We start from the raw sequence: 24,200 nt of genomic DNA, 5'->3' as shown, positions 1-24,200 counted from the left end.
CCACCCCGGCGTGCGATCGGGGACCGTTATCCGACACCCGGATACGCCGCCTGCACCGCGGAATCGGCGAGCAGATCCGGCCGGTCCCGGTAACGGTCACCGAGCCGGTCTCCAGGACGTAGGCCCGATCGCTGCGCCCCAGGGCCTGTCGGGCGTTCTGTTCCACCAGCAGGACGGGTGGTACCGGCCCGGTTGATCTCGGCGACGATTCGGAAGATCTACCGCATCATCATCGGCGCCAGGCCCATGGACGGCTCGTCGAGCAGTAGCAGCCGAGGACGAGCCACGGGGGCACGCGATCGCCGGCATCTGCTGTTCCCCACCGGACAGGTGCCGCCGGCCCGGCGGCGCCGTTCCCGCGACGGGGGAACAGGTCGAACACCCGCTCGAGCGCGGCGTGACACTCCGGCTTCCGCCGGTAGGGCCGGTCGATGCGCCCCGCCATGGCGGTGGTCGTATTCGACGGGCAGGTGGCCGAGCCATCACCCGCCGGGCCGACGGCGGCGACCTCCCTACCGGCCGAGTCGACCCGCATCACCGGTCGGATGGACGATCCTCCCGCACTATCGGCCGCATCGGATGCCCCCGTGGTTTTCACACCGCATCCGGCCGGTACGAGCGCGATGACGGCGCCCCACCACCCCGCGCACGGTCCGGCTGTATATAGACGGGCCGAACAGCTCTTCCGAACCGAACACGACAGACCCCTACTGTTCCTCTGTCCCCGGGGTTGCCGAGGGGCCCGTTGCACCGGCCCGAAAAGAAACATGACGGCGCAATATTTTTTTCGCGTCACTTTGACGCGCATCGATGGCCGTACGGCGAATTATTTTTCAAGACCGAGTTTCGGTTCTGTTGATCCCATTCCCACCGCACCACGAAACACCACGTCACTGCGGGGTGAGGTTCTCCAGAACGACCTCGGCGACCGCTTTCATCGTGGTCCGCCGGTCCATGGCCGTACGCTGAATCCACTTGAAGGCCTGCGGTTCGGACAGCCCCTGCGTCTGCATCAGCACGCCCTTGGCCCGTTCCACGAGTTTGCGGGTTTCCAACCGCTCGGCAAGAGTCGCGACCTCGGTTTCCAGTGCGGTGATCTCGTGGAAACGGCTGGCCGCCAATTCGATGGCCGGCACCAGATCCGATTTCGTGAACGGCTTCACCAGATACGCCATGGCCCCGGCGTCACGCGCCCGTTCCACCAGGTCACGCTGACTGAACGCGGTCAGGATCACTACCGGCGCAATACGTTTCGACGCGATCTCGGCGGCAGCGTCGATTCCGTCGCGGCGCGGCATCTTCACATCCATGATCACCAGATCCGGACGCAGTTCCGCCGCCAGATCGACCGCCTGCTGGCCGTCACCGGCCTCCCCCACGACCTCGTAGCCCTCTTCGGTCAGCATCTCCACCAGATCCATCCGGATCAACGCCTCGTCCTCGGCGACGACGACACGCTTCGCCCCGGCGTTCGCAGTACTGCTCATAGCTAGACCCCTCTGGTTCCGATGCCTGTCCCGACACCGCGAACGCGGACCCGACCGGAGGACCCGGCCGACGATCCGCCGTCACGCGATCGAGTGTCATAGAGACTACCGTTCACTCCGGCGCGCACCGCATATACCCTGCGCAAATCCCGCGTTACGCGCCCCACGGGGAGGCCCATTCGGTAAATCGCCCCTCGACCGGCTATCATTTCCACCCGGTGCGCCGAGTTGGCGGAACTGGCAGACGCGACGGTCTCAAAAACCGTTGCCCGAAAGGGCGTGTGGGTTCGAGTCCCACACTCGGCACCAAGGTCGAACCGGAAATCCGGCCATACGGTTCCGCTCGAACCCATAGCGGACGCTCTGTCGTCACCGGCCGGGAAACGTCACCGCCATTCGGTCCCCAACAGCGACTCCACCTCGGGTAGGCCTCGATGTCATGGAAGTCGATGTCATGGAGATGGCGTGAGTACAGGTCGCCACCCTCGGATGGATCCTCGGTCGACGCCGCCGTGACACCGATCATCACCTTGGGTGTGACGGTGATGTCGTAGCCGGCTTCGTTCTCGTGGATTCCGGCATCGCCTCGGAAATTCTCCTCGGCGAGCCCGCGTGCCTCCTCTTCGGATTCCACGTACAGCAGCGTCACGTCTTCCCGATATCGGGAGGGCACATGATCCGGGTCGTTCGAGGTGAATTCGAACAGTGTGAGCACGATGTTCGGGCGCTCGACCACCCTGCACTCCTTGTTTCTCGAACCAGTTGTCGTTCAGCGTCTCCCAGCCCTTTTCCGGAGCGCGCCGGCACCGTCTCGATCTCGCCCGGTTCTTCTTCGCAACGCAGCCCGAACCGTTCTTCGGCTTTCCGGTTTTCCGGATCGGAGAGCAATCCGTCACCACCGTTTCGAGCATTGAAACCACGACGGACACGGTGGTTTCCGGTCGCGAAGCGCACTCGGCCTCCGCCCTCATCGCACGGGCCCGGTTCACTCACGTGGTGATGGTCCACACACTCGAAATCGGTTGCGCTGTTTCGGTTTCGGTTCGACGAGCTGGAGCGACCACATGTTCACCCGACTCGGATGGCCCGACCCCACTCCGATACCCGATGCTATTGCCGTATGGTCTCGGAACGCGCCCGATCGAGCACCGCCCGGTGGCGTCGGAGCGTTGGCCGGGATCGCACCGGTGGTATACCGGCGGGCGAACGACTCGACACTCTTGCGGGCTCGAACAGCGGTTCTTCTTCTCCGTCGAGGATCCGTAGGGATATCGTCGACGAACACGGTGACGAATTCGCCGCGGGCGCACGTCTTCGCCGGTTCCGAGACGAGCCGAATGATCGAAGTGTCCGAAATCACATTATCGCCTGTTCTCCCCATAGGCGCGACCGAATATATGCCCCTGACCCGCCGAGTCGCCACGACCGACCGTGTGGCAACGGCCCACACCACACCGGCAACTCGATACCGCCCCGCAGCCGGTATCGGTGACGGCTCGGTATACGGGCGGGTGCATCCGACTCTCGTTTTCGAAAGGCACTAAACTGCCCGGCGAAGCACACTGCCGTTGAAGGCTCGACACACGACAGGAATCAGGCATGCCGAAACGCATTTCGGATGTTTCGCTTCATGTTTACGTGACGCCGGAAACGCTCCAACGGATTGTCGACACCGTCTGCACGGCACTGGACGATCACCTGTCCGATCGCGATATCTTCGCCTGGCGATTCACCCTCCCGGTCGCCGACGACGATCCGCTCCACCGTGAATTCGACACCCGGTGGCGCTACCACCACCCCGACCGGGATCCGGACGGGCGTGCCACCTACGAGATCGCGCTGGGGTTGGTGGGCGACCCGGCCGAGCTCACCGATACCGATGTGACGGCATTGGAACACCGGCTCGCCGCAAGCCTCGACAGTGGCGCGGCGGCCGATATTCCGTTCACCATCAGCGCCCGACAACGGGTCGATACCGACCGAGAGGCCATTCCCGAACGAATCTGACCGGTCGCCGACCGGCGCCCCGGGACGGGACGTCGATCAGCGCCGGGACGGGAAGTGCCGGATCAGTCCCTCTTGCACGGTGGTGGCCAGCAGGTCCCCGTCACGTGAGTAGAAACGGCCCGTGGCCAGACCCCGCGAGCCGGCGGCCACCGGTGACTCGGTGCAGTACAGAGCCCATTCGTCGAAACGGAACGGGCGATGGAACCAGATCGAATGGTTCACCGTGGCCGCCACGATCCGGTCCAGGCCCCAGGACAGACCATGGGTGGTGATGATCGAGTCCAGCACCGTGGTGTCGGACGAGTAACCCAGTGCCGCGACGTGAATGAGCGGATCGTCGGGCAGGGCGCCGTCGGCGCGCATCCACACCCGATTGTGGTTGAGTCGTTCCCCGGTGCCCTTCAGGATCCAGGCCGGATCGTTCGTGTACCGCATATCGATCGGACGCGGCGCCTTGACGAACATCTCCAGTTTGTCCTCGAACCCCTGGAAGCTCTCCTCCACCCGGGGCAGGGTCTCCGGGTCGGGCACCTCCGGTCGTTCGTGGGCGTGTTCGAGACCTTTGCCCCAGTCCTGGAACGCGGCCAGCATGACGAACAACTCCTGTCCGTCCTGGCTCGCGGTGACCGTGCGGTTGGCGAAGGCACGTCCGTCGCGGTGCCGATCCACCCGGTACTCGATCGGCTGCTTGACGTCCCCGCCACGCACGAAATGCGCGTTCACCGCGTGAATCGGTCGGTCGCCGACCGTCCGGCCCGCCGCCATGATGGCCTGCGCGACCAGCTGCCCGCCGAAGGTGCGACTCCACACCTTCTCCGGGTGCCGGCCCAGGAACACATCGTCATCGATCTGTTCGAGGTCCAGCAGGTCGAGCAGAACCTTCAGATCACTCGGGGATTCCGTCCGGACGGCATCCAACGACACGGTCACGGCTGTACTCCGCGCTGCTCGATCACTTAGTGGTCCTCCTCGCCGATTCGGTGCACGTGAATGAGGTTGGTGGAACCGACGGTACCGGGCGGCGACCCCGCCACGATGACCACCAGGTCGCCCTTCCGATACCGATTCATACTCAGCAACGCCTGATCGACCTGTTTGATCATGGCGTCCGTGCTGTCCACTGTGGGAACGATAAACGTTTCGGTGCCCCATGTCAGCGCGAGCTGACTGCGCACCTCCGGTAGAGGGGTGAACGCCAGCAGCGGCAGGGGGGTGTGCAGCCGGGCCAGGCGACGCACCGTGTCCCCGGACTGGGTGAACGCCACCAGGGCCTTGGCGTTGAGCCGCTCCCCGATATCACGGGCGGCGTAGGAGATGACGCCGCGTTTGGTGCGCGGCACGTGGGTCAGCGGCGGCACCCGGGTGGATTCGGTCTCCACCGCGTGCACGATCCGCGCCATGGTCCGCACGGCCTCGATCGGATACCGGCCGACCGAGGTCTCCCCCGACAGCATCACCGCATCCGCCCCATCGAGCACCGCATTGGCCACATCGGAGGCCTCCGCGCGGGTGGGCCGCGAGTTGTCGATCATCGATTCCAGCATCTGGGTGGCCACGATGACCGGTTTGGCGTTCTCCCGCGCCATCTGGATGGCCCGCTTCTGCACCAGCGGCACCTGCTCCAACGGCAGTTCCACGCCCAGATCGCCGCGGGCGACCATCACCGCGTCGAAGGCCAGCACCACGGCCTCGAGGTTGTCGATGGCCTCCGGCTTCTCCAACTTGCCGATGACCGGCACCCGGCGACCCACCCGGTCCATCACATCGTGGACCAGTTCGACATCCGCGGGCGAACGCACGAACGACAGCGCGATGAAGTCCACGCCCAGTTTCAACGCGAATTCCAGGTCCTCGACGTCCTTCTCGGACAACGCGGGCACCGAGACGTCCATGCCGGGAAGCGAGACGCCCTTGTTGTTGCTGACCGGCCCACCCTCGGTGACCCGGCACACCACGTCGTTGCCGTCCACGGCGGTCACGGTGAGGCCGACCTTGCCATCGTCGACCAGCAGCCGGTCCCCGGGCTTGGCGTCGGCGGCCAACTGCTTGTAGGTGGTCGAGACACGATCGTGGTCACCGTCGACATCGTCGACCGTGATGCGGATCTCCTCACCGGCCGCCCAGACGGTACGTCCCTCGGTGAACCGGCCCAACCGAATCTTCGGCCCTTGTAGGTCCGCCAAGATGCCTACGGCACGACCGACGTGATCGGACGCCTGCCGTACCTTCTTGTAGTTCTCGGCATGGTCGGAGTGCTCGCCGTGGCTGAAATTCAGCCGGGCGACGTCCATTCCGCTCTCGACGAGTTCTCGAATACGGTCCTCGGTGGCAGTGGCCGGTCCGAGGGTGCACACAATCTTCGTCCGTCGCATCACGGGTCGAGCCTAGTCGCGCCGAACCGGGGCAGCGCGCTGCGCCCGGGGTGAACCACGAGTAATCGGTGGGCCGGCCGCACCATCAGTCGCGCAGCGGGCGGCCGAAACTGTCGGGAACCTTGCCGGTCAGCATCATGATTCCGTCGATCAGCGGCCAGATACCGCCGAGACCACATGTCAGCCAGGTCACCGCGATCTGTCCGACGGCCATACCGGTGTGGCCGGTGTAGAACCGTCCCGCGCCGAAGCCGCCGAGGAAGATCTGCAACAGGCCCGCCACCAACTTCTGCTTGTCGGAAAACGGCACACCGTTCCAGTCGCGACCGTACGGGGCCTCCGGGTCGGCGGGGTTGTAGCCCTGCTGCGGCGGCTGCCCGTAGGACCCGCCAGGGTAGCCCGGCTGCGGCTGGGCGGGGTAACCGGGCTGAGGCTGCGAGGGGTACTGCCCCGGTGCACCGGGACCGGTGCCGGGCGGGCCGTACTGCGGGCCGTTCTTGGGATAGCTCTGATACGGATCGGTCATCGGTTTCCTCCTGTGTTCGGGCCCCCGGTAGTGGAGGACAACCCTGTGCTCTCCTCCCCGACGCAAGGCCACGCCAGATTCTGCCCGAGTTCGGCGTTCGATGCGCAATGGAGAAGGTCGGTGCCGGTGACAATATCCGCGCTCCCGGTTGCCGACCCGGGTGGCCTACCCGGGTCGAGGTGGTCGGTCATGTGCTCGCGAACGATGGGACGGCACCGCCCCGACGGCGGCGCCGATATCCGCTTTCCCCTGGCATCGCCGGCGCGCCCGGCCGCGTTTCACCGGTCGGATAACCGGAGGTGGAGACGCTTCCCGGGCGAAGGCGCCGAGGCCCGGTGGGACCGCGATATCCGGAAACGAATATCGGTGACGAGCCCCTGCGACCGGGTCGCTCGATACGGCTATGCGCGAGTTCGTCCCGCCTTCTCTTCCGTCGAATTCGACGCCTCGGTGGGCTCGTTCCCCGTTTTCTCCTCGTCCGAATCCGTCTCGGACCGCTCCGCGACCGTATCGGCCTTCGCCGCACCGGGGTCCGATACGGTGGAATCCGCCTCTTCCTCATCCTTCGAAGCGGAGGCGTCCGACCGGGAGTCCGGTATCTCCGGGTCCGGTATCGGCGCATCGGAGTCCGTGCTCGCGGTCTCGGAATCCTTCGCGGCGGCGTCCGGTTTGTCGGCGTCCGGTTTGTCGGCGTCCGGTTTGTCGAGGACGGGTTTACTCGACTCCCCCGCCGACGAGCCCGATTCTTCGTCGGCGGTAGCGACCGGCTTCTGCTCGGTTACCTCCCCGGCCCGCCGCAACGCACCCAGCTGCCACGGCCACGGACGGTCCGCCACCCCGGGCTGCAGGCGGGCGGGGGTTTCCCGGCCCCTGGTGGCGAGCAGGAAGTAGGCGAGGGCGGCCAGGAACACCAGGGACGAGGTGAAGGAGTTGATGCGGATACCGGCGATCAGAGTGGCCTCGTCGTCGCGCATGAGTTCCACGAAGAACCGGCCGAAACTGTAGCCGGCCACGTAGAGGGCGAACAGTCGGCCGTGGCCGAGGCGGAAACGGCGGTCCGCCCAGACCAACAACAGGACGACCAGCACATTCCACAGCAACTCGTAGAGGAACGTCGGGTGCACGATCTTCTGCACCTCGCCGGAGGACACGCCGTTCATCATGTCGAGCTTCCCGGCGTCGTCGAACCGCAGGAAGATCTGCAGACCCCACGGCACATCGGTTTCCCGGCCGTACAGTTCCTGGTTGAAATAGTTGCCGAGCCGGCCGATGGCCTGGGCCAGCAGGATCGGCGGGGCGACGGCGTCGCCGAGGGCCGGCAGCGGTATTCGGTAGATCCGGCAGGCGACCCAGGCGCCGACGCCACCGAGGAGGACCGCGCCCCAGATCCCCAGACCGCCCTGATAGATCCGCAGAACGTTCATCGGGTCGCCGTCGGGACCGAAGTATTTCTGCCAGTCGGTGGCGACGTGGTAGAGCCGACCGCCGATCAGACCGAACGGAACGGCGAACACGGCGACGTCCAGGACGGTGCCGGGTTCTCCACCCCGTGCCCGCCAGCGCCGCTCGCCCCACCAGATGGCGACGATGATCCCGATGATGATGCAGATTGCGTACGCCCGTAGCGGGAAGGGTCCGATCGGCCAGACGCCCTGCGGCGGACTGGGGATGTAGGCCAGCACATCGGCGACGGCGGCGGACGATGCGGGTCCCTGCGGGCTCCGCATGGTCGAAACGGTATCGGCCAGGGCTTGAACGGTCACGGGGCCACCGTAGTCCAGCCGATCACAATGGCAAGTCCGATGGTCGACCCCCGCGCGTCCTCACCGCATCGCGCGCGGCCCCGCGAAGCGCGGACCGGATCAGCTCGAGACCGTCGCCGAGCGGACACCCTCGGCGAGTTCGGCGGTCAACCGCCGTACCGCGTCCAGCCCCTCAGCGGCCGCACTCACCAGAGCCGAACCGACGATCACCCCATCGGCGTAGGCGGCGATCTCGGCGGCCTGGGCGCCGGAACGTACCCCGAGCCCCACTCCGATCGGAATATCGCTGTGCGTGCGAATCCGGGCGCACAATGCGGGCGCCATGGACGATACCGACTGCCGGGCACCGGTGACGCCCATGGTGGAGGCGGCATAGATGAATCCGGAACTCGCCTCGAGTGTCTTGACCAGACGTTCCTCGGTGGACGACGGCGCGACCAGGAAGATGCGGTCCAGTTCGTGGGCGGCGGAGGCGACGAACCACTCGTCGGCCTCCTCCGGGATGAGATTCGGGGTGATGAGGCCCGAACCTCCGGCGGCGGCCAGATCGCGGGCGAACCGATCGACGCCGTACTTGAGCACCGGATTCCAGTAGGTCATCACCACGGCCCGGGCGCCGGCGTCGGCGACGGCCTGGACCACGGAGAACACGTCGCGGACCCGGACACCGCCGCGCAGGGCCTGTTCGGCGGCAGCCTGGATGGTGGGGCCGTCCATCACCGGATCGGAGTAGGCGACGCCGACCTCGATGATGTCGCAGCCGGCTTCGACCATGGCCCGCACGGCGGCGATGGAACCGGGCAGATCCGGATAGCCCGCGGGCAGATAGCCGACGAGCGCGGCTCGGTGTTCGGCACGACAGGCGGCGAAGGTCGCCGCGAGATTGGACTGTTCGGTCACCGATCGTTCTCCTTGGCGCCGGCCTCGGCGTGGTCGCCGGGTTCGTCGAAGAGGCCGAACCAGCGGGCGGCGGTATCCATATCCTTGTCCCCCCGCCCGGACAGATTCACCAGGATGATCGAACCGGGCCCCAGCTCCTTGCCGAGTTGTAGCGCCCCCGCCACGGCATGTGCCGATTCGATCGCCGGAATGATGCCCTCGCTCCGGCTGAGCAGCAACAGGGCGTCCATGGCCTCGGTGTCGGTGATCGGCCGGTATTCGGCGCGCCCGATGTCCTTGAGGTAGGCGTGTTCCGGCCCGACGCCGGGATAGTCCAGCCCGGCGGAGATGGAGTGCGATTCGATGGTCTGCCCGTCCTCGTCCTGCAACAGGTACGAGTAGGCGCCCTGGAACGCGCCGGGGGTACCGCCGGTGAAGGTCGCGGCGTGGCGTCCGGTCTCGACGCCGTCACCGGCCGCCTCGTAGCCGATCAACCGAACGTCCGGGTCGTCGAGGAAGGGATGGAAGATGCCGATGGCATTGGAACCGCCCCCGACGCAGGCGACCACCGCATCGGGCAGGCGACCGGTCATGGCCTTGACCTGAGCGCGCGCCTCCAGACCGACGACGCGCTGGAAATCGCGGACCATCATCGGGAACGGGTGCGGTCCCGCGGCGGTGCCGAAACAGTAGTAGGTGTCCTCGGCATTGGTCACCCAGTCACGCAGGGCCTCGTTGATGGCGTCCTTGAGGGTCTGCGACCCCAGGGTCACCGAGACGACCTCGGCGCCGAGCAACCGCATCCGGGCCACATTGAGCGCCTGACGGGCGGTGTCGACGGCCCCCATATAGATCACGCACCGAAGGCCCAGCAGCGCGCACGCGGTGGCGGTGGCCACCCCGTGCTGGCCGGCACCGGTTTCGGCGATGACCCGGTTCTTGCCCATCCGTTTGGCCAGCAGCGCCTGCCCGAGCACATTGTTGATCTTGTGCGAACCGGTGTGGTTGAGGTCCTCGCGCTTGAGCAGGATCCGGGCGCCGCCCGCGTGCTCGGCCAGACCGGCGCACTCGAACACCGGCGACGGGCGCCCGGCGTAATCACGCTGCAATCGGTCCAGTTCGGACAGGAAATCCGGATCCAGGCGGGCCTTGTCGTATTCGGCGGTGACCTCCTCGATCACCGCCATCAGCGCCTCGGGAACGTGGCGGCCGCCGTAGACGCCGAAATGACCGCCCGTGTCGGGTTCGTGCCCGCTCCGGTGCGCGATCCCGTCGCTGGCCTGGGGCAGGGCGTCGGAAGCGATCCGCTCGGTCGGTGCCATCATCGCCCCCGACGTGCGGGTTTGGGGCAGGAAGGATGGGTGCCCGCGGTCACCAGTTCCGATACCGCGGCACGTGGGTCGCCGCTGGTGACCAGGCCCTCGCCGACCAGCACCGCATCCGCGCCCGCGCCCGCGTAGGCGAGCAGGTCGGCGGTGCCGCGCACCCCGGACTCGGCGATTCGGATGACCTCGGTGGGCAGGCCGGGCGCGATCCGGGCGAAGCAGTCCCGGTCCACCTCCAGGGTTTTGAGGTTGCGCGCGTTCACCCCGATCACCGAGGCGCCGGCAGCGAGCGCGCGGTCGGCCTCCTCCTCGGTGTGCACCTCGACCAGCGCGGTCATCCCCAGCGATTCGGTGCGATCGATGAGCGAGGCCAGGGTGTCCTGTTCCAATGCGGCCACGATCAGCAGGATCACATCCGCGCCGTGCGCGCGGGCCTCGTGGATCTGGTAGGGACCGACCACGAAATCCTTGCGCAGCACCGGAATGTTCACGGTGGCGCGCACGGCGTCGAGGTCGTCGAGCGATCCGTGGAAACGACGTCCCTCGGTGAGCACGCTGATGATCCGGGCGCCGCCGTCCTCGTAGGCCTTGGCCAGGCTCGCCGGATCGGTGATCGAGGCGAGGGGGCCCTTCGAGGGGCTGGCCCGCTTGACCTCGGCGATCACCCCGATACCGTCTTCGAGCAGGGCGGCCTTCGCGTCCAACGGTGGCGGCGCGGCGGCCGCGGCGGCCTTGACCGTGGCGAAGTCCACCAGGGCTTCCCGAGCGGCCACATCCGAGCGGACCCCGTCGAGAATCGAGTCGAGTACCGTCATCTGGCTCGAATCCTTTCTGGGGAGACGCGAGTACTGCCGGAGAATTTCCCCCAGGCGCTGTCTCACCGATGCTGATCAAGAGTAAAGGGAGCGTTGTCGGGGCTTCACGTCGGGGGAGGGTCCGCCGAGAACGAAACCCGAATGTGGTGCAATTCATGGTTGCACGCGCCCGTGGCCGAAGTGGGCAACACCGCCCACGGATACCCGACACGAATCGGTCGCGGCGCATCAGGGCACCCGAGGGGGCGCATGGCATGCGGGATATCGTGCGCGACCGTTATCGGACGCCTCCGCCCCCACCGTCGGCCGGGCCGTCACCGGGATCGGTACCGGTTTCGTCCACACGGTACGCCGAATCGTCCTGCCGCTTCGCGGGCGCATCTTTCGGGTCGCCGGGTGAATGGGGTGTCTCGGCCTCCCGATCCGCATCGGATTCGGTCGGGTCGGTACCGGCGTCCAGCGCGTCCCAGAGCACCCGTTCCGAGACCGGCTCGGCAGTGGGCGCACCGCTGTTGCGCTTGGCGACCAGATCGGTGGCCTCGGCCCGGCGGAACACCGGATTGTCGTATCTACCGGACAGGCGCGCGGTGTGTCCCGACATACGGGCCAGCAGAACTCCGGCGAGGAAGGCGGCCACCGCGCCCACCGTGGCCAACAGGGCGGGCGCGGTGGAGGTCGTCACCTCCTGGACCACGGCCCGTCCCGGCAGCTCGGCCAGGGCGGCGGCGCGTTCGGCGGTGGCGCCGGAACCGTTCAACAGGGCCAGCGGCGGTACGGCCGTGACCGCCGAGGCCAGGGCGACGATCACCCCGACCAGCCGCCGCACCCAACCGCGGGTGCCCAGGACGGCGGCGACGGCGGCGAGCATCGTCAGGGCCAGCGGGGTGAGGGCGCCGAACCACACCCCGCCGTCGATATCGTCGGTGCGCGGTTCGGTGAGCCCGTCGGCCGAGGTGACGGTGACCCACGTCAGCCGGGACGAGCCCCATAACGTGGCGGCGGCAACGGCGAGTAGCGCGATCGGCAGGACGGGACCGCGCCCGCGCCCCGCGGCTCCGGCGGATGTGGTCGTCTCGTCTCCCGGCGACCCGGTCTGCGCGCCGGAGGTCTCGCCGCCCGGCTTCGGGGTCGGCTCACCGGGGCGGGTCGGATCCGTCATGGTCGCACCGTGGTCCCCGACACCGCGGCGGAAGCGCCGGCGGCCGCCGTGGCGGCTCCGTTGTCGGCCCGGATCTCCTCGCCGAAGGCGTGCACGGTTTCGGCTGCCGCGATGGCCCGCAATACCGCCATGGCCTTGTTCCTGGATTCGGTGTCCTCGTATTCGGCCTGAGAATCGGCCACGATGCCCGCGCCCGCCTGCACATAGGCGATGCCGTCCTTGAGCAGGGCGGTGCGGATGGCGATGGCGGTATCGGCGTCGCCCGCGAAGTCCAGGTAACCGACCACCCCGCCGTAGACGCCGCGCCGGGTGGGTTCGAGTTCCTCGATCAGTTCCATGGCCCGCACCTTGGGCGCACCGGACAGGGTTCCCGCGGGAAAACAGGCCCGCACGGCGTCCAGGGCGATCTTGCCGGGGGCCAGCCGCCCGCTCACCGTGGACACCAGATGCATGACGTGGCTGTACCGTTCGACGTGGCGGTACTGGCTCACCCGCACCGTGCCGGGTTCACAGACCCGGCCGAGGTCGTTGCGACCGAGGTCCACCAGCATCAGATGCTCGGCGTTTTCCTTCTCGTCCGCCAACAGTCCCTTCTCCAGCAGCCGGTCGTCCTCTTCGGTGGCGCCCCGCCACCGGGTGCCCGCGATCGGATGGGTGGTGGCCACGCCGTCCTTCACCGTCACCAGGGATTCCGGACTGGAACCGACGATGGAGAACGCAGTGCCGCCGTCGGCGTCGGGAATGTGCAGCAGGTACATGTACGGGCTGGGATTGGCCGCGCGCAACATCCGGTACAGATCGACCGGGGTGCCGCCGTAGTCCATCTCGAACCGCTGTGACAGCACCACCTGGAACGCCTCACCGGCCTCGATCTCCCGCACCAGGCGCCGTACCCCCTCCCCGAACTGCTCAGGGGTGCGGGAGCGGCGGAACACCGGCTCGGGCTGATCGAACACCGAGACCGTGGACGGGGCGGGCGTGGCCAGTGCGGCGGTCATCCGGTCCAGGCGGGCCACGGCGTCGTCGTAGGCCTCGTCGACGTGTTCGGCGGTGCCGTTCCAATTGACCGCGTTCGCGATGAGGGTGATTGCGCCCTCGTGATGGTCGAAGGCGGCCAGGTCGGTGGCCAACAACAGCACCATTTCCGGAAGCTGCAGGTCGTCGACGGCGATCTCGGGCAGCCGTTCCATCCGCCGCACCGCGTCGTAGCCGAGGTATCCGACCATGCCGCCGGTGAGTGGCGGCAGCCCGGGCAGCCGTTCGGTGCGCAGCAGTTCCAGGGTTTCCCGCAGGGCGTCGAGGGGGTCGCCGCCGGTCGGCGCGTCCGCTGGGGTGGCGCCCAACCAGGCGGCGGCGCCGTCCACGACGGTCAGCGCGGACGGACTGCCCGCCCCGATGAACGACCAGCGCGACCATGATCTGCCGTTTTCCGCGGATTCGAACAGGAAGGTCCCTGCCCGGTCACCGGCCAGTTTGCGGTATGCGGACAGGGGGGTCTCCGAATCCGCCAGCACTTTCCGGGTTACCGGGACAACGCGGTGTTCCGCGGCCAGTTCTCGGAAACGTTCGCGGGTCGTCGTGGAAGAGAGCACGCCGGGCATCCGCCCATCATCCCAGGACGCTTCGGAGCCGGTGGGCACACCCCACGTGGCGGGGCGAACGCCGGTAACTTCGCCGTATGAAAACCGGACAGCTCGCCCCCGCCTTCGAACTCCCCGACCAGACCGGAACCCCGCGTTCCCTGGCCGACCTGCTGGTCGCAGGACCGCTGGTCCTGTTCTTCTACCCGGCCGCCAACACCCCGGTGTGCACGGCGGAGGCCTGCCATTTCCGGGATCTGAGTGCCGAATTCGCCGCTCTGGGCGCGAGTTGCGCCGGGATCAGCACCGATGCGGTGGACACCCAGGCCGGTTTCGCCGGGGCCCAACGGCTGGACTATCCGCTGCTGTCGGACGCCGACAGATCGGTGGCGCGGCAGTTCGGTGTCGAGCGGGGACTGCTCGGCTCACTGATGCCGGTCAAACGACGTACCTTCGTCATCGATCGCGATCGACGGATACTCACCGTGATCAGCGGCGAATTCCGCGCCAACGTCCACGCCGACGCGGCGCTGGAGTTCCTCCGGAAGCATTCGACCTCCTGAGGCTTCGTGCCCTCACGCTCCGCCCGGACGGACACCGGGCGTGATAGGGCCGCCATGCGCGTGACCGCACATCCGAGCAAGACACATCCGAGCAAGACATATCCGAGCAAGACACATCCAAGCAAGACATATCCGAGCAAGAACTGCCATCCGCATCTCCCACACGATCGAGCGAAGACGTGGCAAACTCTGGGGAGCGGGTGACCGAATTCCGATCACGTCACTTGTCTGGAGAGAAGGCGCATGTGACGAAATGGCTGGATCCTGTCGAGGAACGCGCGTGGCGCGCTATCGTCGCGCTGATGACCCGGCTTCCGAGCGCACTGGATACCGAGCTCCAGCGCGAATCCGGCGTGACACATTTCGAGTACTGGGTACTGACCCTACTGTCGGAAGCCCCCGAACACCGACTACAGATGAGTGAGCTGGCCCACAGAGCAAACTCGTCGCTATCACGACTTTCCCATGTGGTGTCCAAGCTGGAACGGATGGGCTGGGCCCGCCGTTCGGCCACCAGCGGCCGCCGCGGAGTCCAGGCGGTGCTCAGCGATGCGGGGTATCGGAAAGTGGTGGAGGCGGCCCCCGGCTATCTGGACATGGTCCGCCGACTGGTGTTCGACGGCCTCGACGCCGAGCGGACGCTCACCTTGGCCGAACTCGGCGAGACACTCAACGCCCAGCTGGCCGTCGGGATCGAACGCGCGCCCTATCCGTCGTCCGACGGCTGATCCGCGCACCCGCCTCGGGTACGCCGCAAGGCGTCAGGATTCGGACAGCAGCACGTCGGTGTCGAAACAGGTGTGGGTGCCGGTATGGCAGGCCGCGCCCTGCTGCTCCACCACCAACAGCACGGTGTCCCCATCGCAGTCCAACCGCACCTCGTGCACGTACTGGGTATGGCCGGAGGTCTCCCCCTTGACCCAGTACTGGCCGCGCGACCTCGAAAAGTAGGTTGCCCTGCGGGTTTCCAGGGTGCGGGCCAGCGCTTCGTCGTCCATCCAGGCGACCATCAGCACGGCGCCGGTGTCCCGTTCCTGCGCCACCGCGGCCACCAGACCGGCGTCGTTGCGCTTGAGGCGGGCGGCGATGGCGGGATCGAGGCTCATGGTGTCTTTTTATACCGAGGGGGTCGCCGGAGTGGACGTGCGGGCCAGTTCACCGAGCAGACGCCAGGTGCGGCGGCGGTCGTCCGGGGTGGTCAGGTCGGTCTGGGTGATCACCACATCGGTGGCGCCCGCGGCGAAGTACTCGGCGATCCGATCGGCGACCACGCGCTCGTCACCGATAACGGCCAGATCCGCCGCCCGGGAAGCCCCGGACAGTTCGATGACCCGCCGATAGGAGGGAATGGTGTCGTAGAAGGCCATCTGCCGCGCCGCGGCCGCCCGTGCGGCCTCCGGATCGCTCGTGACCACCCCGGGCACCATGGCCACCACCCGCGGTCGCGAGCGCCCGGCCCGGCGCGCGGCCGCCCCGATCGGCCCGACGATATGCCGTTCCAGCGCTTGGGGACCCACCAGGAACGGCAGGGTGCCGTCGGCCGATTCTCCGGTGACCCGCACCGCCTGCGGACCCATGGCGGCCACCAGCACCGGTACGGCGGGCTCGGCCCCCGCGACCCGGCCGGGTATGGGCGTGACAGCGGTGACCGTCTCCCCGTGGAACTCGGCGCTCTCGTTGCGCAACGGACCGGCCAGAGCGGTGAGGAATTCCCGCAACCGGGTGATCGGGCGGTCGAACGGAATCCCGAACGCCGACTCGGTGATCGATGGCGCACCGAGGGCGAGCCCCAGGGTGAACCGGCCTCGCGCGGCGGCCTGGGCGGTCAGCGCCTGACTGCCGATGAGCAGCGGATGGCGAGCGGGGATCGGCACGGCGGAGGTGCCCACCTCCAGCTCCGGTACCGCCTGCGCCACCAGGGCGGCCATCGTGATCGCGTCGAAGGAGAACGTCTGGCCGAACCACAACGATCGCACGCCGGCGTCGGCGGCCTCCCGGGCAGATTCCACCGCCGCGGTCACGGCATTGTCCGCGGCGTCGAAAGCAAATGGCGACAAAGAGATTCCGATGTTCACCCCGGCTACAACGCCGTGGGGAACGCACCGATTCCCCGGTCAGCGGACCACCAGGTCCGCCGCCCGCATGGCGTCCTTGACCTGCGGGATGGTCAGCTCACCGAAGTGGAAGACACTGGCCGCGAGTACCGCATCGGCGCCGGCCTGCACCGCCGGTACGAAATGTTCGACCGCGCCCGCACCACCACTGGCGATCACGGGGATCGAGACGGCCGCGCGGACGGCCCGGATCATGGGCAGGTCGAATCCGGCCTTGGTTCCGTCGGCGTCCATCGAGTTGAGCAGGATCTCCCCCACCCCGAGTTCGGCGCCCCGGATCGCCCATTCCACCGCGTCGATACCGGTGCCGCGTTTACCGCCGTGGGTGGTGACCTCCCAGCCGGACGGAGTGGCCGGTTGGCCGTCCGGAACGGTGCGGGCGTCCACCGACAGCACGATGCACTGGGAGCCGAACCGCTGCGACATCTCCCGCAGTACCTCCGGCCGGGCGATGGCGGCGGTATTGACCGACACCTTGTCCGCGCCCGCGCGCAACAGCCGGTCCACGTCCTCGACGGTGCGCACCCCACCGCCCACGGTGAGCGGGATGAAGATCTGCTCCGCGGTGCGGGTGACCACATCGAGCATGGTGTCGCGGTTGCCGCTGGAGGCGGTGACATCGAGGAAGGTGAGTTCGTCGGCGCCCTGGGCATCGTAGGCCGCGGCCAGTTCCACCGGATCGCCGGCGTCGCGCAGGTTCTGGAACCTGACTCCTTTGACCACCCGACCGGCGTCGACGTCCAGGCACGGAATCACACGGACCGCCAGTGTCATCGCCTCACCTCACTGCCGCGGGCCGCGGCGATCATCTCGACCAATTCGGTATGCACCCCGGGTGCCGCGGCCAGCACGGACCCGGATTCGATGGTCCACGGGTCCCCGGCCAGATCGGTCACCACACCGCCCGCCGCGCGCACCAGCACGACACCGCCGGCATTGTCCCAGGGATGGTGACCGAACACGATGGCACCACCCAGGATGCCCGCGGCCGTATAGGCCAGGTCGATTCCGGTGGAACCGTGCATCCGCACCCGCGACGACAGTCGGCTCAGCGCGCCGAGCATATCGAAGCGGATCCGCCCCGGGATACGTCCGGTGGAGTCGATGTTGAACGCCCCGAACCCGATCATCGCCTCGGCGAGGGACCCCCGCGTCAGCATGGGCTGTGGTTCGCCGTTGAGCAGCAGCGGGCCGCCCTCGACGGCGGCGTAGTGCTGGCCGAGGACCGGTAGCCATGCCATGCCGAGGACCGGTTCACCATCGCGAACCAATGCGAGCAGGGTGCCCGACAGCGGATGTCCGGCCGAATAGTTGAAGGTGCCGTCGATGGGGTCGAGCACCCAGGCGGTGCCGTCGGTCAACCGAGGGCCGCCGAATTCCTCACCGTGCACATCGATTCCGGTGCGGCGGGTCAACTGTTCGGAGATGGTGCGTTCCAGTTCCAGGTCGAGTTCGGTGGCGAAGTCCTTGGAGCCCTTCGCGACCGCGCTGGGCGCACCCCGCCCTTCCCGGAACCGCGGTTCGATCCCGTCGAGGATTTCCGCGGCCACAGTGAGCAACGCGGGTAGGTCGGTGGTGGCCATACCGGGTCAGCGCACCGCGGCCAGCGCCTCGGGCAGGGTGAACCGGCCCGCGTACAGCGCCTTGCCGACAATCGCCCCTTCCACGCCCTCGGGGACCAGTTCGGAGATCGCCACCAGATCGTCGAGGGTGGAAACACCGCCGGAGGCGATGACCGGGGCCTCGGTGGCGGCGCACACATCGCGCAGCAGGTCCAGGTTGGGGCCGGTGAGGGTACCGTCCTTGGTCACATCGGTGACCACGTAGCGCGAGCAGCCGTCGCGTTCGAGTCGCTCCAGCACTTCCCACAGATCCCCGCCGTCGCTGACCCAACCGCGACCGCGCAGCCTGTGCTCACCGTCCACGATCCGCACATCCAGTCCGACCGCGATCCGGTCGCCGTATTCGGCGATGGCGCGGGCACACCATTTCGGGTCCTCCAGCGCGGCGGTGCCCAGATTGACCCGCGCACATCCGGTGGCCAGAGCGGCCTTCAACGATTCGTCGTCGCGAATTCCGCCGGACAACTCCACCCGCACATCGAGTTCACCGACCACCTGCGCGAGCAGCTCCCGGTTGGAGCCGCGTCCGAAGGCGGCGTCCAGATCGACCAGGTGCACCCATTCGGCACCGGCTTCCTGCCAGGCCAGGGCCGCATCCCGGGGCGACCCGTAGCTGGTTTCACTGCCGGCCTCTCCCTGAACGAGGCGCACGGCCTCTCCATTGGCGACATCGACCGCGGGCAACAGCACTAAACTCACTCCGCTCAGCCTAGCGGCTCGACTTCGACGCTCTGGTGGCGGCCCGTCGGATACCGGTACCGCACCGCGATCGCCGAGCGGCCACGGCGATCGGCGTGGAGCGCGGGCCGGGTCAGTGCGCCGGGTCGTTCGGGTGCGTGTCGAGCACTCGGGTCAGCAACCGCACGAATTGGCGGCGCTCGGCGGCGGACAAACCGTGGAGCAGTTCGTCCTGAGCCACGGCCAGCCGATCGTCCAGGAGGGCCAGGTGCCGGGCGCCGGCATCGGTGAGCGTGACGATATTGCGGCGGCGATCGGCGGGGTCGGGATCGCGACGGATCATACCGCGCGCGACCAGATCGTTGACGGCGGCGACGATATCGCTGCGGTCGATATGGGTGCGCCGGCCGAGTTCGGCCTGGCTGAGCGGGCCGAACTGGTCGAGTGTGGCGAGCAGGGCGAAATGGTGACGGCGGGAGCCGGTGCCGGCGAAGGCCCGGTCGCTCGCCCGGTCCGCCAGTACGGCGACCTGTCCCACCAGCCGGGTCGGCAGGGCGCGTAACCGGTCCGCGGCGCCGTCGTGCGCGATCTGCATGACCGACAACTTACCCGACTTGTTGGCGCGGCCCACAATGTATATCGTTGGTAATACCAATGTTGGACTGGCCAACATTTCAGGAAAGGGTTTCGAAATGAACGTCGGACGCATCCTGTCATCGGCACTGCTCCCGCGCGCATTCGCGGCCACACGCGTCGACACACGACGAGAACTGGCCGATCGCATGGAGATCACCGCACTGGTCGATCGTCTGGGCCGTACCCTCGATGAGGGTCGGTTCGCCGAGCTGGGCGCCATCTACACCGCGGACGCCACCGCCCGAACCCCGGGCGGACGGGCCCGGGGCCGGGACGCGCTCATCGCACAGGCGACGCGCAACCACCGACCGGACTACGCCATCCAGCACTTCGTCACCAATACGCACATCGACCTACACGGCGATCACGCGACCGTTCGGGCGAACCTGTTGGTGGTCTTCGCCCGCAAGGACGCCCATACCACCCCACCGGCATCGCAGTACACCCTCGGCGAGATCTACCACTTCGATGCGATCCGCACCGCACAGGGCTGGCGCCTGTCGAGTGTGGCGACGGACCCGGTCTGGGCGCAGGGCGTGCGCCCGTAAGGCACGAAAAGGCCGCGACGTCTCGGAGCGTTGTGCCGCGAAACGCGTCGACTCAGAGCGATTTGATCCAGTTGCGCAACAGTTGCGCGCCGGCGTCGCCGGATTTCTCCGGATGGAACTGGGTGGCCGACAGCACCCCGTTCTCCACCGCGGCCAGGAACGGCCCACCGTGGTGGGCCCAGGTGAGTTTGGGCTCGGCGATATGGTCGCCGGGTGGGAGCTCCCAACTCCGGGCGGCGTAGCTGTGCACGAAGTAGAAGCGGGTATCGGGGTCCATCCCGGCGAACAGCACGGAGTCGGCGGGCGCCTGGACGGTGTTCCATCCCATATGCGGCAGCACCGGCGCCTCGAGCCGGTCGACGGTACCGGGCCATTCGGCGCAACCCTCGGTTTCCACCCCGAATTCGACGCCCCGCTCGAAGAGGATCTGCATCCCCACGCAGATACCGAGCACCGGACGGGAACCGGCGAGGCGCCGACCGATGATGCGATCGCCGCGCACGGCGCGCAGCCCCGCCATACAGGCGGCGAAGGCCCCGACGCCGGGGACCACCAGTCCGTCGGCGGCCAGGGCGGCCTGCGGGTCGGCGGTCACCTCCACCTCGGCGCCGGCACGGATGAGGGCACGGTGGGCGGAATGCAGATTGCCGGAACCGTAGTCCAGCAGCACGACCGAGGTCACAGCGCTCCCTTCGTGGATGGCACACCCTGTACCCGGGGGTCGGGTTCGACGGCGGCGCGCAGGGCCCGCGCGACCGCCTTGTACTCGGCCTCGGTGACATGGTGCTGATCGCGGCCGTACAGCACCCGCACGTGCAGGGCTATCCGGGCATTGAGGGCGATGGATTCGAAGACGTGCCGATTGAGCACCGTCGAGTACGGGGCGCCCGGTTCACCGCGACCGCGCACCGGGGAGCCGGGGATCACCGCATGCAGCAGGTGATCGGGTTCGCCGGTGTGCACACAGTAGGGGCGGCCGGAGACGTCGACGGCGGCGTGGGCGAGCGTTTCGTCCATCGGGATGTAGGCGTCGCCGAAGCGACGAATGCCCTTCTTGTCGCCGAGGGCGCGACCGAGGGCCTGACCGAAGACGATAGCGGTGTCCTCGACGGTGTGATGGGCCTCGATCTCGATATCGCCCTCGGCGCGAACGGTCAGATCGAAACTGGCGTGGGCGCCGAGCGCGGTGAGCATATGGTCGTAGAACGGGACACCGGTGGAGATATCGGTGCGGCCGGTGCCGTCCAGGTCCAGTTCCACCACGATGTGGGATTCCTTGGTGGTGCGCTCCACCCGCGCGGTTCGATTCATACTCTCTTCCGTGTCGTTCTCGGCCCCGGGCCTCGGCCCTGGTCCGTCAGTTCGGCGGCGGCCAGTTTCGCGCTGACCCGCAGGAATTCGTCGTTCTCGGCGGCGAGGCCGATGGTGGCGCGCAGATAGCCGGGAATACCGACGTCGCGAATGAGTACACCCTCGTCCAGATAATGCTGCCAGGCCCGGGCCGCATCGCGGAAACGCCCGAACAGCAGGAAATTCGCATCGCTGGGGACCACCTCGAAACCGAGTTCGGTCAGCTCCCGCGCGACCCGGTCCCGCTGCGCGGCCAATTCGGCGACACCGGCCAGAGTTTCGTCGGCATGCCGCAGCGCGGCACGCGCGGCGGCCTGGGTCACCACCGACAGGTGATACGGCAGCCGCACCAACAGCAGCGCATCGATCACGGCGGGGGCGGCGACGAGATAACCGAGGCGACCGCCGGCGAAGGCGAACGCCTTGCTCATGGTGCGGGTGACCACGAGTTTGGCCGGGAACCGGTCGATGAGACCGATGGCGCTCGGCGCGGCGGAGAACTCACCGTAGGCCTCGTCGACGATGACGATGCCCGGAGCGGCCTCCAGTATCCGAACCAGCTCGTCGCCGGGGATGCTGTGCCCGGTGGGGTTGTTCGGGCTGGTCACGAACACCACATCGGGCCGGCGTTCGGCGATGGCGGCCAACGCGGCGTCGATATCGATGGAGAAGTCGGCGGCGCGTTTCGCCTCGACCCATTCGGTGTCGATGCCCTCGGAGATGATCGGGTGCATCGAATACGACGGGACGAATCCCAGGGCTCGCCGGCCGGGACCGCCGAACGCCTGCAACAGCTGCTGCAGGATTTCATTGGAGCCGTTGGCCGCCCACACATTGGCGGTGTCCACCGTGATGCCGGTCTGCCGGGTGAGATAGGCGGCCAGATCGGCGCGCAGCGCGACGGCGTCCCGGTCCGGATAGCGGTGTAGATCGGCGGCGGCGGCGCGAATGGCCTCGGCGATGTCGTCGATCAGCGCCCGACTCGGCGGATGTGGGTTCTCGTTGGTGTTGAGCTGCACCGGAACCGTCAACTGCGGTGCGCCGTACGGCGATTTGCCGCGTAGGTTCTCCCGCAGCGGCAGCGCGTCCAAACCGATACCCGCGCCCGGAACGGATGCGGTCGTGGTGTCCCGGGCACTCATGACAGGGCCTCGAAACGCGCCCGCACGGCCTGACCGTGCGCGGGCAGGTCCTCGGCGTTCGCCAGCGCCACCACGTGTCCGGCGACATCCTTCAGCGCGGCCTCGCTGTACTCCACCACGTGAATACCGCGCAGGAACGTCTGGACGCTGAGCCCGGACGAATGCCGCGCGCAGCCTGCGGTGGGCAGGACGTGGTTCGAGCCGGCACAGTAATCGCCGAGGCTCACCGGCGCGTACGGTCCGACGAAGACCGCGCCCGCGCTGCGCACCCGGGCGGCGACGGCCGCGGCATCGGCGGTGTGGATCTCCAGGTGTTCGGCGGCGTAGGCGTTCACCACCCGCAGCCCCTGCTCGATATCGTCGACCAGCACGGTTCCGGACTGGGCTCCGGTCAGCGCCTCGGTCACCCGCTGCGCGTGTTTCACCACCGCCATCTGCGCGGTGATCGCGTCGTCGACCGCGTCGGCGAGCAAGGCGCTGTCGGTGACCAGCACACTGGCCGCCAGCACATCGTGTTCGGCCTGACTGATCAGATCGGCCGCGATATGCGTCGGATCGGCGGTGGCGTCGGCGAGGACGGCGATCTCGGTGGGACCTGCCTCGGCATCGATGCCCACCAGACCGCGGCAGAGCCGTTTGGCGGCGGTCACGTAGATATTTCCGGGGCCGGTGATCATATCGACCGGGGTGAGCGCGGCCCCGTCGGTATCGGCGCCGCCGTAGGACAGCAGGGCCACCGCCTGCGCGCCACCGACCGCCCACACCTCCTCGACGCCGAGCAGCCGGGCGGCCGCCAGGATGGTCGGATGCGGCAGGCCGCCGAACCGCGCCTGCGGCGGCGAGGTCACCACCAGCGAGTCCACCCCGGCCGCCTGCGCGGGGACCACGTTCATCACGACACTCGACGGGTAGACGGCATTACCGCCGGGTACGTACAGCCCCACCCGTTCCACGGGTACCCATCGTTCGGTGACGGTCCCGCCGGGCACCACCTCGGTGGTGGTATCGGCGCGCCGCTGGTCGGCGTGCACGGCCCGGGTCCGTTCGATGGCCACCTCGAGCGCGGCGCGCACCGCGGGATCCAGCCCGTCCAGGGCGACGGCCAGTTCCGCGGCCGGAACCCGCACCGCGGCGGGCGCCACCCCGTCGAACTGTTCGCTGAACTCCAGTGCGGCGGCCGCGCCGCGTTCCCGGACCGCATCGACCACCGGCCGCACCCGATGGAGCACCGAGTCGACGTCGACTCCTCCGCGCGGCAGCGCGGTGCGCAGCTCGGCGACGGTAGGAGTACGACCGCGCAGATCGACGCGGGCGAGCTCGATACGGGGTGTCATAGCGGTATCAGTCCTTGGTCTGCGGATGGAGAACAACGGAAAGTTGCCGCTACCAGCCTAGTGGGCGTGGTCGAGCGAATTTCGTCCGGTGGGCCGGCCGGCGGACCCGAGACCCCGGGCCCGGTCCCGAACACTCTCGCCCCGAACCCGACCCTCGATCGGAGCCCGGGAAAAGCCCCGATGGGCACCACCGGCCACGCGATGCCCGACGAGAGGCGCGTCGGATGGCAAGCGAACGCGGATATGCCGGAAACGGATTCGGCCGCAGCGTATTCCACCGGCGGCCCCGTATCCGCCCGA

24 protein-coding genes, 1 tRNA gene and 2 pseudogenes are annotated in these 24,200 nt (G+C 68.0%); 5 read left to right on the top strand and 22 right to left on the bottom strand.

All coding sequences use genetic code 11. The features are described from left to right. Nucleotides 1-26: 26 nt before the first annotated feature. A pseudogene (locus ON32_RS29930) lies at nucleotides 27-382 on the bottom strand (ATP-binding cassette domain-containing protein); the annotation flags it as partial. A gap of 508 nt (nucleotides 383-890) precedes the next feature. After that, a complete protein-coding gene (locus ON32_RS08545) occupies nucleotides 891-1,487 on the bottom strand; it encodes an ANTAR domain-containing response regulator (RefSeq protein WP_040790261.1) in 597 nt (198 codons plus the stop codon). Between the two features lie 222 nt (nucleotides 1,488-1,709). Here ON32_RS08545 and ON32_RS08540 point away from each other — a divergent pair. Continuing rightward, nucleotides 1,710-1,796, top strand: a tRNA-Leu gene (locus ON32_RS08540). Between the two features lie 169 nt (nucleotides 1,797-1,965). Here ON32_RS08540 and ON32_RS30790 read toward each other — a convergent pair. Next, nucleotides 1,966-2,202, bottom strand: a pseudogene (locus ON32_RS30790) (hypothetical protein); the annotation flags it as partial. A gap of 923 nt (nucleotides 2,203-3,125) precedes the next feature. Between ON32_RS30790 and ON32_RS08525 the strand changes: the two are divergent. Further along, entirely contained in the window at nucleotides 3,126-3,494 is a 369-nt protein-coding gene (locus ON32_RS08525) for a hypothetical protein (RefSeq protein WP_245550890.1), read from the top strand. A gap of 36 nt (nucleotides 3,495-3,530) precedes the next feature. Here the strand turns inward: ON32_RS08525 and ON32_RS08520 are convergent, their stop codons facing one another. From ON32_RS08520 to ON32_RS08475, 9 genes are all read right to left on the bottom strand, one after another. Next, on the bottom strand, nucleotides 3,531-4,424 hold the full coding sequence (locus tag ON32_RS08520; protein ID WP_174361614.1) for an acyl-CoA thioesterase: 894 nt from the start codon (nucleotides 4,422-4,424) through the stop codon (nucleotides 3,531-3,533). A gap of 26 nt (nucleotides 4,425-4,450) precedes the next feature. Further along, nucleotides 4,451-5,869, bottom strand: a complete 1,419-nt coding sequence (gene pyk / locus ON32_RS08515) for a pyruvate kinase (RefSeq protein WP_174361613.1) — start codon at nucleotides 5,867-5,869, stop codon at nucleotides 4,451-4,453. Nucleotides 5,870-5,951: 82 nt separating this feature from the next. Next, a complete protein-coding gene (locus tag ON32_RS08510) occupies nucleotides 5,952-6,392 on the bottom strand; it encodes a TM2 domain-containing protein (RefSeq protein ID WP_040790254.1) in 441 nt (146 codons plus the stop codon). A gap of 401 nt (nucleotides 6,393-6,793) precedes the next feature. Beyond that, complete coding sequence (lgt, locus tag ON32_RS08500) at nucleotides 6,794-8,119, bottom strand: prolipoprotein diacylglyceryl transferase (protein WP_083874237.1); 1,326 nt, start codon at nucleotides 8,117-8,119, stop codon at nucleotides 6,794-6,796. A 135-nt stretch (nucleotides 8,120-8,254) separates the two neighbouring features. Next, entirely contained in the window at nucleotides 8,255-9,055 is an 801-nt protein-coding gene (gene trpA / locus ON32_RS08495; RefSeq protein WP_040790251.1) for a tryptophan synthase subunit alpha, read from the bottom strand. After that, the gene (gene trpB, locus ON32_RS08490; RefSeq protein WP_051133010.1) at nucleotides 9,052-10,359 is read right to left on the bottom strand and encodes a tryptophan synthase subunit beta; all 1,308 of its coding nucleotides are present in this window, start codon (nucleotides 10,357-10,359) and stop codon (nucleotides 9,052-9,054) included. Before trpB ends, trpA begins: the two co-directional genes overlap by 4 nt. Beyond that, nucleotides 10,356-11,174, bottom strand: a complete 819-nt coding sequence (gene trpC, locus ON32_RS08485) for an indole-3-glycerol phosphate synthase TrpC (protein WP_040790248.1) — start codon at nucleotides 11,172-11,174, stop codon at nucleotides 10,356-10,358. The genes trpB and trpC overlap by 4 nt, the downstream gene beginning before the upstream one ends. A 277-nt stretch (nucleotides 11,175-11,451) precedes the next feature. Next, a complete protein-coding gene (locus ON32_RS08480; protein WP_083874215.1) occupies nucleotides 11,452-12,333 on the bottom strand; it encodes a TIGR02234 family membrane protein in 882 nt (293 codons plus the stop codon). Further along, the gene (locus tag ON32_RS08475) at nucleotides 12,330-13,934 is read right to left on the bottom strand and encodes an anthranilate synthase component I (protein ID WP_040790247.1); all 1,605 of its coding nucleotides are present in this window, start codon (nucleotides 13,932-13,934) and stop codon (nucleotides 12,330-12,332) included. The genes ON32_RS08480 and ON32_RS08475 overlap by 4 nt, the downstream gene beginning before the upstream one ends. 77 nt (nucleotides 13,935-14,011) lie before the next feature. Between ON32_RS08475 and ON32_RS08470 the strand changes: the two genes are divergently transcribed. Both ON32_RS08470 and ON32_RS08465 read left to right on the top strand, forming a co-directional pair. Beyond that, complete coding sequence (locus tag ON32_RS08470) at nucleotides 14,012-14,476, top strand: peroxiredoxin (RefSeq protein ID WP_040790245.1); 465 nt, start codon at nucleotides 14,012-14,014, stop codon at nucleotides 14,474-14,476. A 302-nt stretch (nucleotides 14,477-14,778) separates the two neighbouring features. After that, nucleotides 14,779-15,204: a MarR family winged helix-turn-helix transcriptional regulator gene (locus tag ON32_RS08465; protein WP_157224132.1), complete on the top strand. Its 426-nt coding sequence runs from the start codon at nucleotides 14,779-14,781 to the stop codon at nucleotides 15,202-15,204. A 33-nt stretch (nucleotides 15,205-15,237) separates the two neighbouring features. Here ON32_RS08465 and hisI read toward each other — a convergent pair whose 3' ends face one another. From hisI to ON32_RS08435, 6 genes are all read right to left on the bottom strand, one after another. After that, the gene (hisI, locus tag ON32_RS08460) at nucleotides 15,238-15,582 is read right to left on the bottom strand and encodes a phosphoribosyl-AMP cyclohydrolase (RefSeq protein WP_040790244.1); all 345 of its coding nucleotides are present in this window, start codon (nucleotides 15,580-15,582) and stop codon (nucleotides 15,238-15,240) included. A 9-nt stretch (nucleotides 15,583-15,591) separates the two neighbouring features. Further along, a complete protein-coding gene (locus ON32_RS08455; protein WP_040790243.1) occupies nucleotides 15,592-16,551 on the bottom strand; it encodes a TIGR03564 family F420-dependent LLM class oxidoreductase in 960 nt (319 codons plus the stop codon). Nucleotides 16,552-16,590: 39 nt separating this feature from the next. Then, nucleotides 16,591-17,364 carry an imidazole glycerol phosphate synthase subunit HisF gene (gene hisF / locus ON32_RS08450; RefSeq protein ID WP_040790242.1) on the bottom strand — a complete coding sequence of 258 codons (774 nt, stop codon included), beginning with the start codon at nucleotides 17,362-17,364 and terminating at the stop codon, nucleotides 16,591-16,593. Beyond that, entirely contained in the window at nucleotides 17,361-18,173 is an 813-nt protein-coding gene (locus tag ON32_RS08445) for an inositol monophosphatase family protein (protein WP_040790241.1), read from the bottom strand. Before ON32_RS08445 ends, hisF begins: the two co-directional genes overlap by 4 nt. Nucleotides 18,174-18,179: 6 nt before the next feature. Continuing rightward, nucleotides 18,180-18,911, bottom strand: a complete 732-nt coding sequence (gene priA, locus ON32_RS08440) for a bifunctional 1-(5-phosphoribosyl)-5-((5-phosphoribosylamino)methylideneamino)imidazole-4-carboxamide isomerase/phosphoribosylanthranilate isomerase PriA (RefSeq protein ID WP_040790240.1) — start codon at nucleotides 18,909-18,911, stop codon at nucleotides 18,180-18,182. A gap of 112 nt (nucleotides 18,912-19,023) precedes the next feature. Beyond that, a complete protein-coding gene (locus tag ON32_RS08435) occupies nucleotides 19,024-19,485 on the bottom strand; it encodes a MarR family winged helix-turn-helix transcriptional regulator (RefSeq protein WP_040790340.1) in 462 nt (153 codons plus the stop codon). A gap of 97 nt (nucleotides 19,486-19,582) precedes the next feature. Between ON32_RS08435 and ON32_RS26970 the strand changes: the two genes are divergently transcribed. After that, the gene (locus ON32_RS26970) at nucleotides 19,583-20,074 is read left to right on the top strand and encodes a nuclear transport factor 2 family protein (RefSeq protein ID WP_157224129.1); all 492 of its coding nucleotides are present in this window, start codon (nucleotides 19,583-19,585) and stop codon (nucleotides 20,072-20,074) included. A gap of 52 nt (nucleotides 20,075-20,126) precedes the next feature. On the opposite strand, the gene hisH is transcribed toward ON32_RS26970, so the two are convergent. The 4 genes from hisH to hisD are packed head-to-tail and all read right to left on the bottom strand — an operon-like array spanning nucleotide 20,127 to nucleotide 23,900. Continuing rightward, nucleotides 20,127-20,756, bottom strand: a complete 630-nt coding sequence (gene hisH, locus ON32_RS08425; protein ID WP_040790239.1) for an imidazole glycerol phosphate synthase subunit HisH — start codon at nucleotides 20,754-20,756, stop codon at nucleotides 20,127-20,129. Continuing rightward, nucleotides 20,753-21,385 (bottom strand): imidazoleglycerol-phosphate dehydratase HisB, encoded by a 633-nt coding sequence (hisB, locus tag ON32_RS08420; protein ID WP_040790238.1) that lies wholly within the window; start codon nucleotides 21,383-21,385, stop codon nucleotides 20,753-20,755. Before hisB ends, hisH begins: the two co-directional genes overlap by 4 nt. After that, entirely contained in the window at nucleotides 21,382-22,566 is a 1,185-nt protein-coding gene (locus tag ON32_RS08415) for a histidinol-phosphate transaminase (RefSeq protein WP_051133007.1), read from the bottom strand. The genes hisB and ON32_RS08415 overlap by 4 nt, the downstream gene beginning before the upstream one ends. After that, the gene (hisD, locus tag ON32_RS08410; protein WP_040790236.1) at nucleotides 22,563-23,900 is read right to left on the bottom strand and encodes a histidinol dehydrogenase; all 1,338 of its coding nucleotides are present in this window, start codon (nucleotides 23,898-23,900) and stop codon (nucleotides 22,563-22,565) included. The genes ON32_RS08415 and hisD overlap by 4 nt, the downstream gene beginning before the upstream one ends. Between the last annotated feature and the right edge of the window lie 300 nt (nucleotides 23,901-24,200).

The organism is Nocardia paucivorans NBRC 100373, assembly GCF_000308675.1.
GTDB lineage: Bacteria > Actinomycetota > Actinomycetes > Mycobacteriales > Mycobacteriaceae > Nocardia > Nocardia paucivorans.
This window is presented reverse-complemented; position numbering and strand designations above follow the sequence as displayed.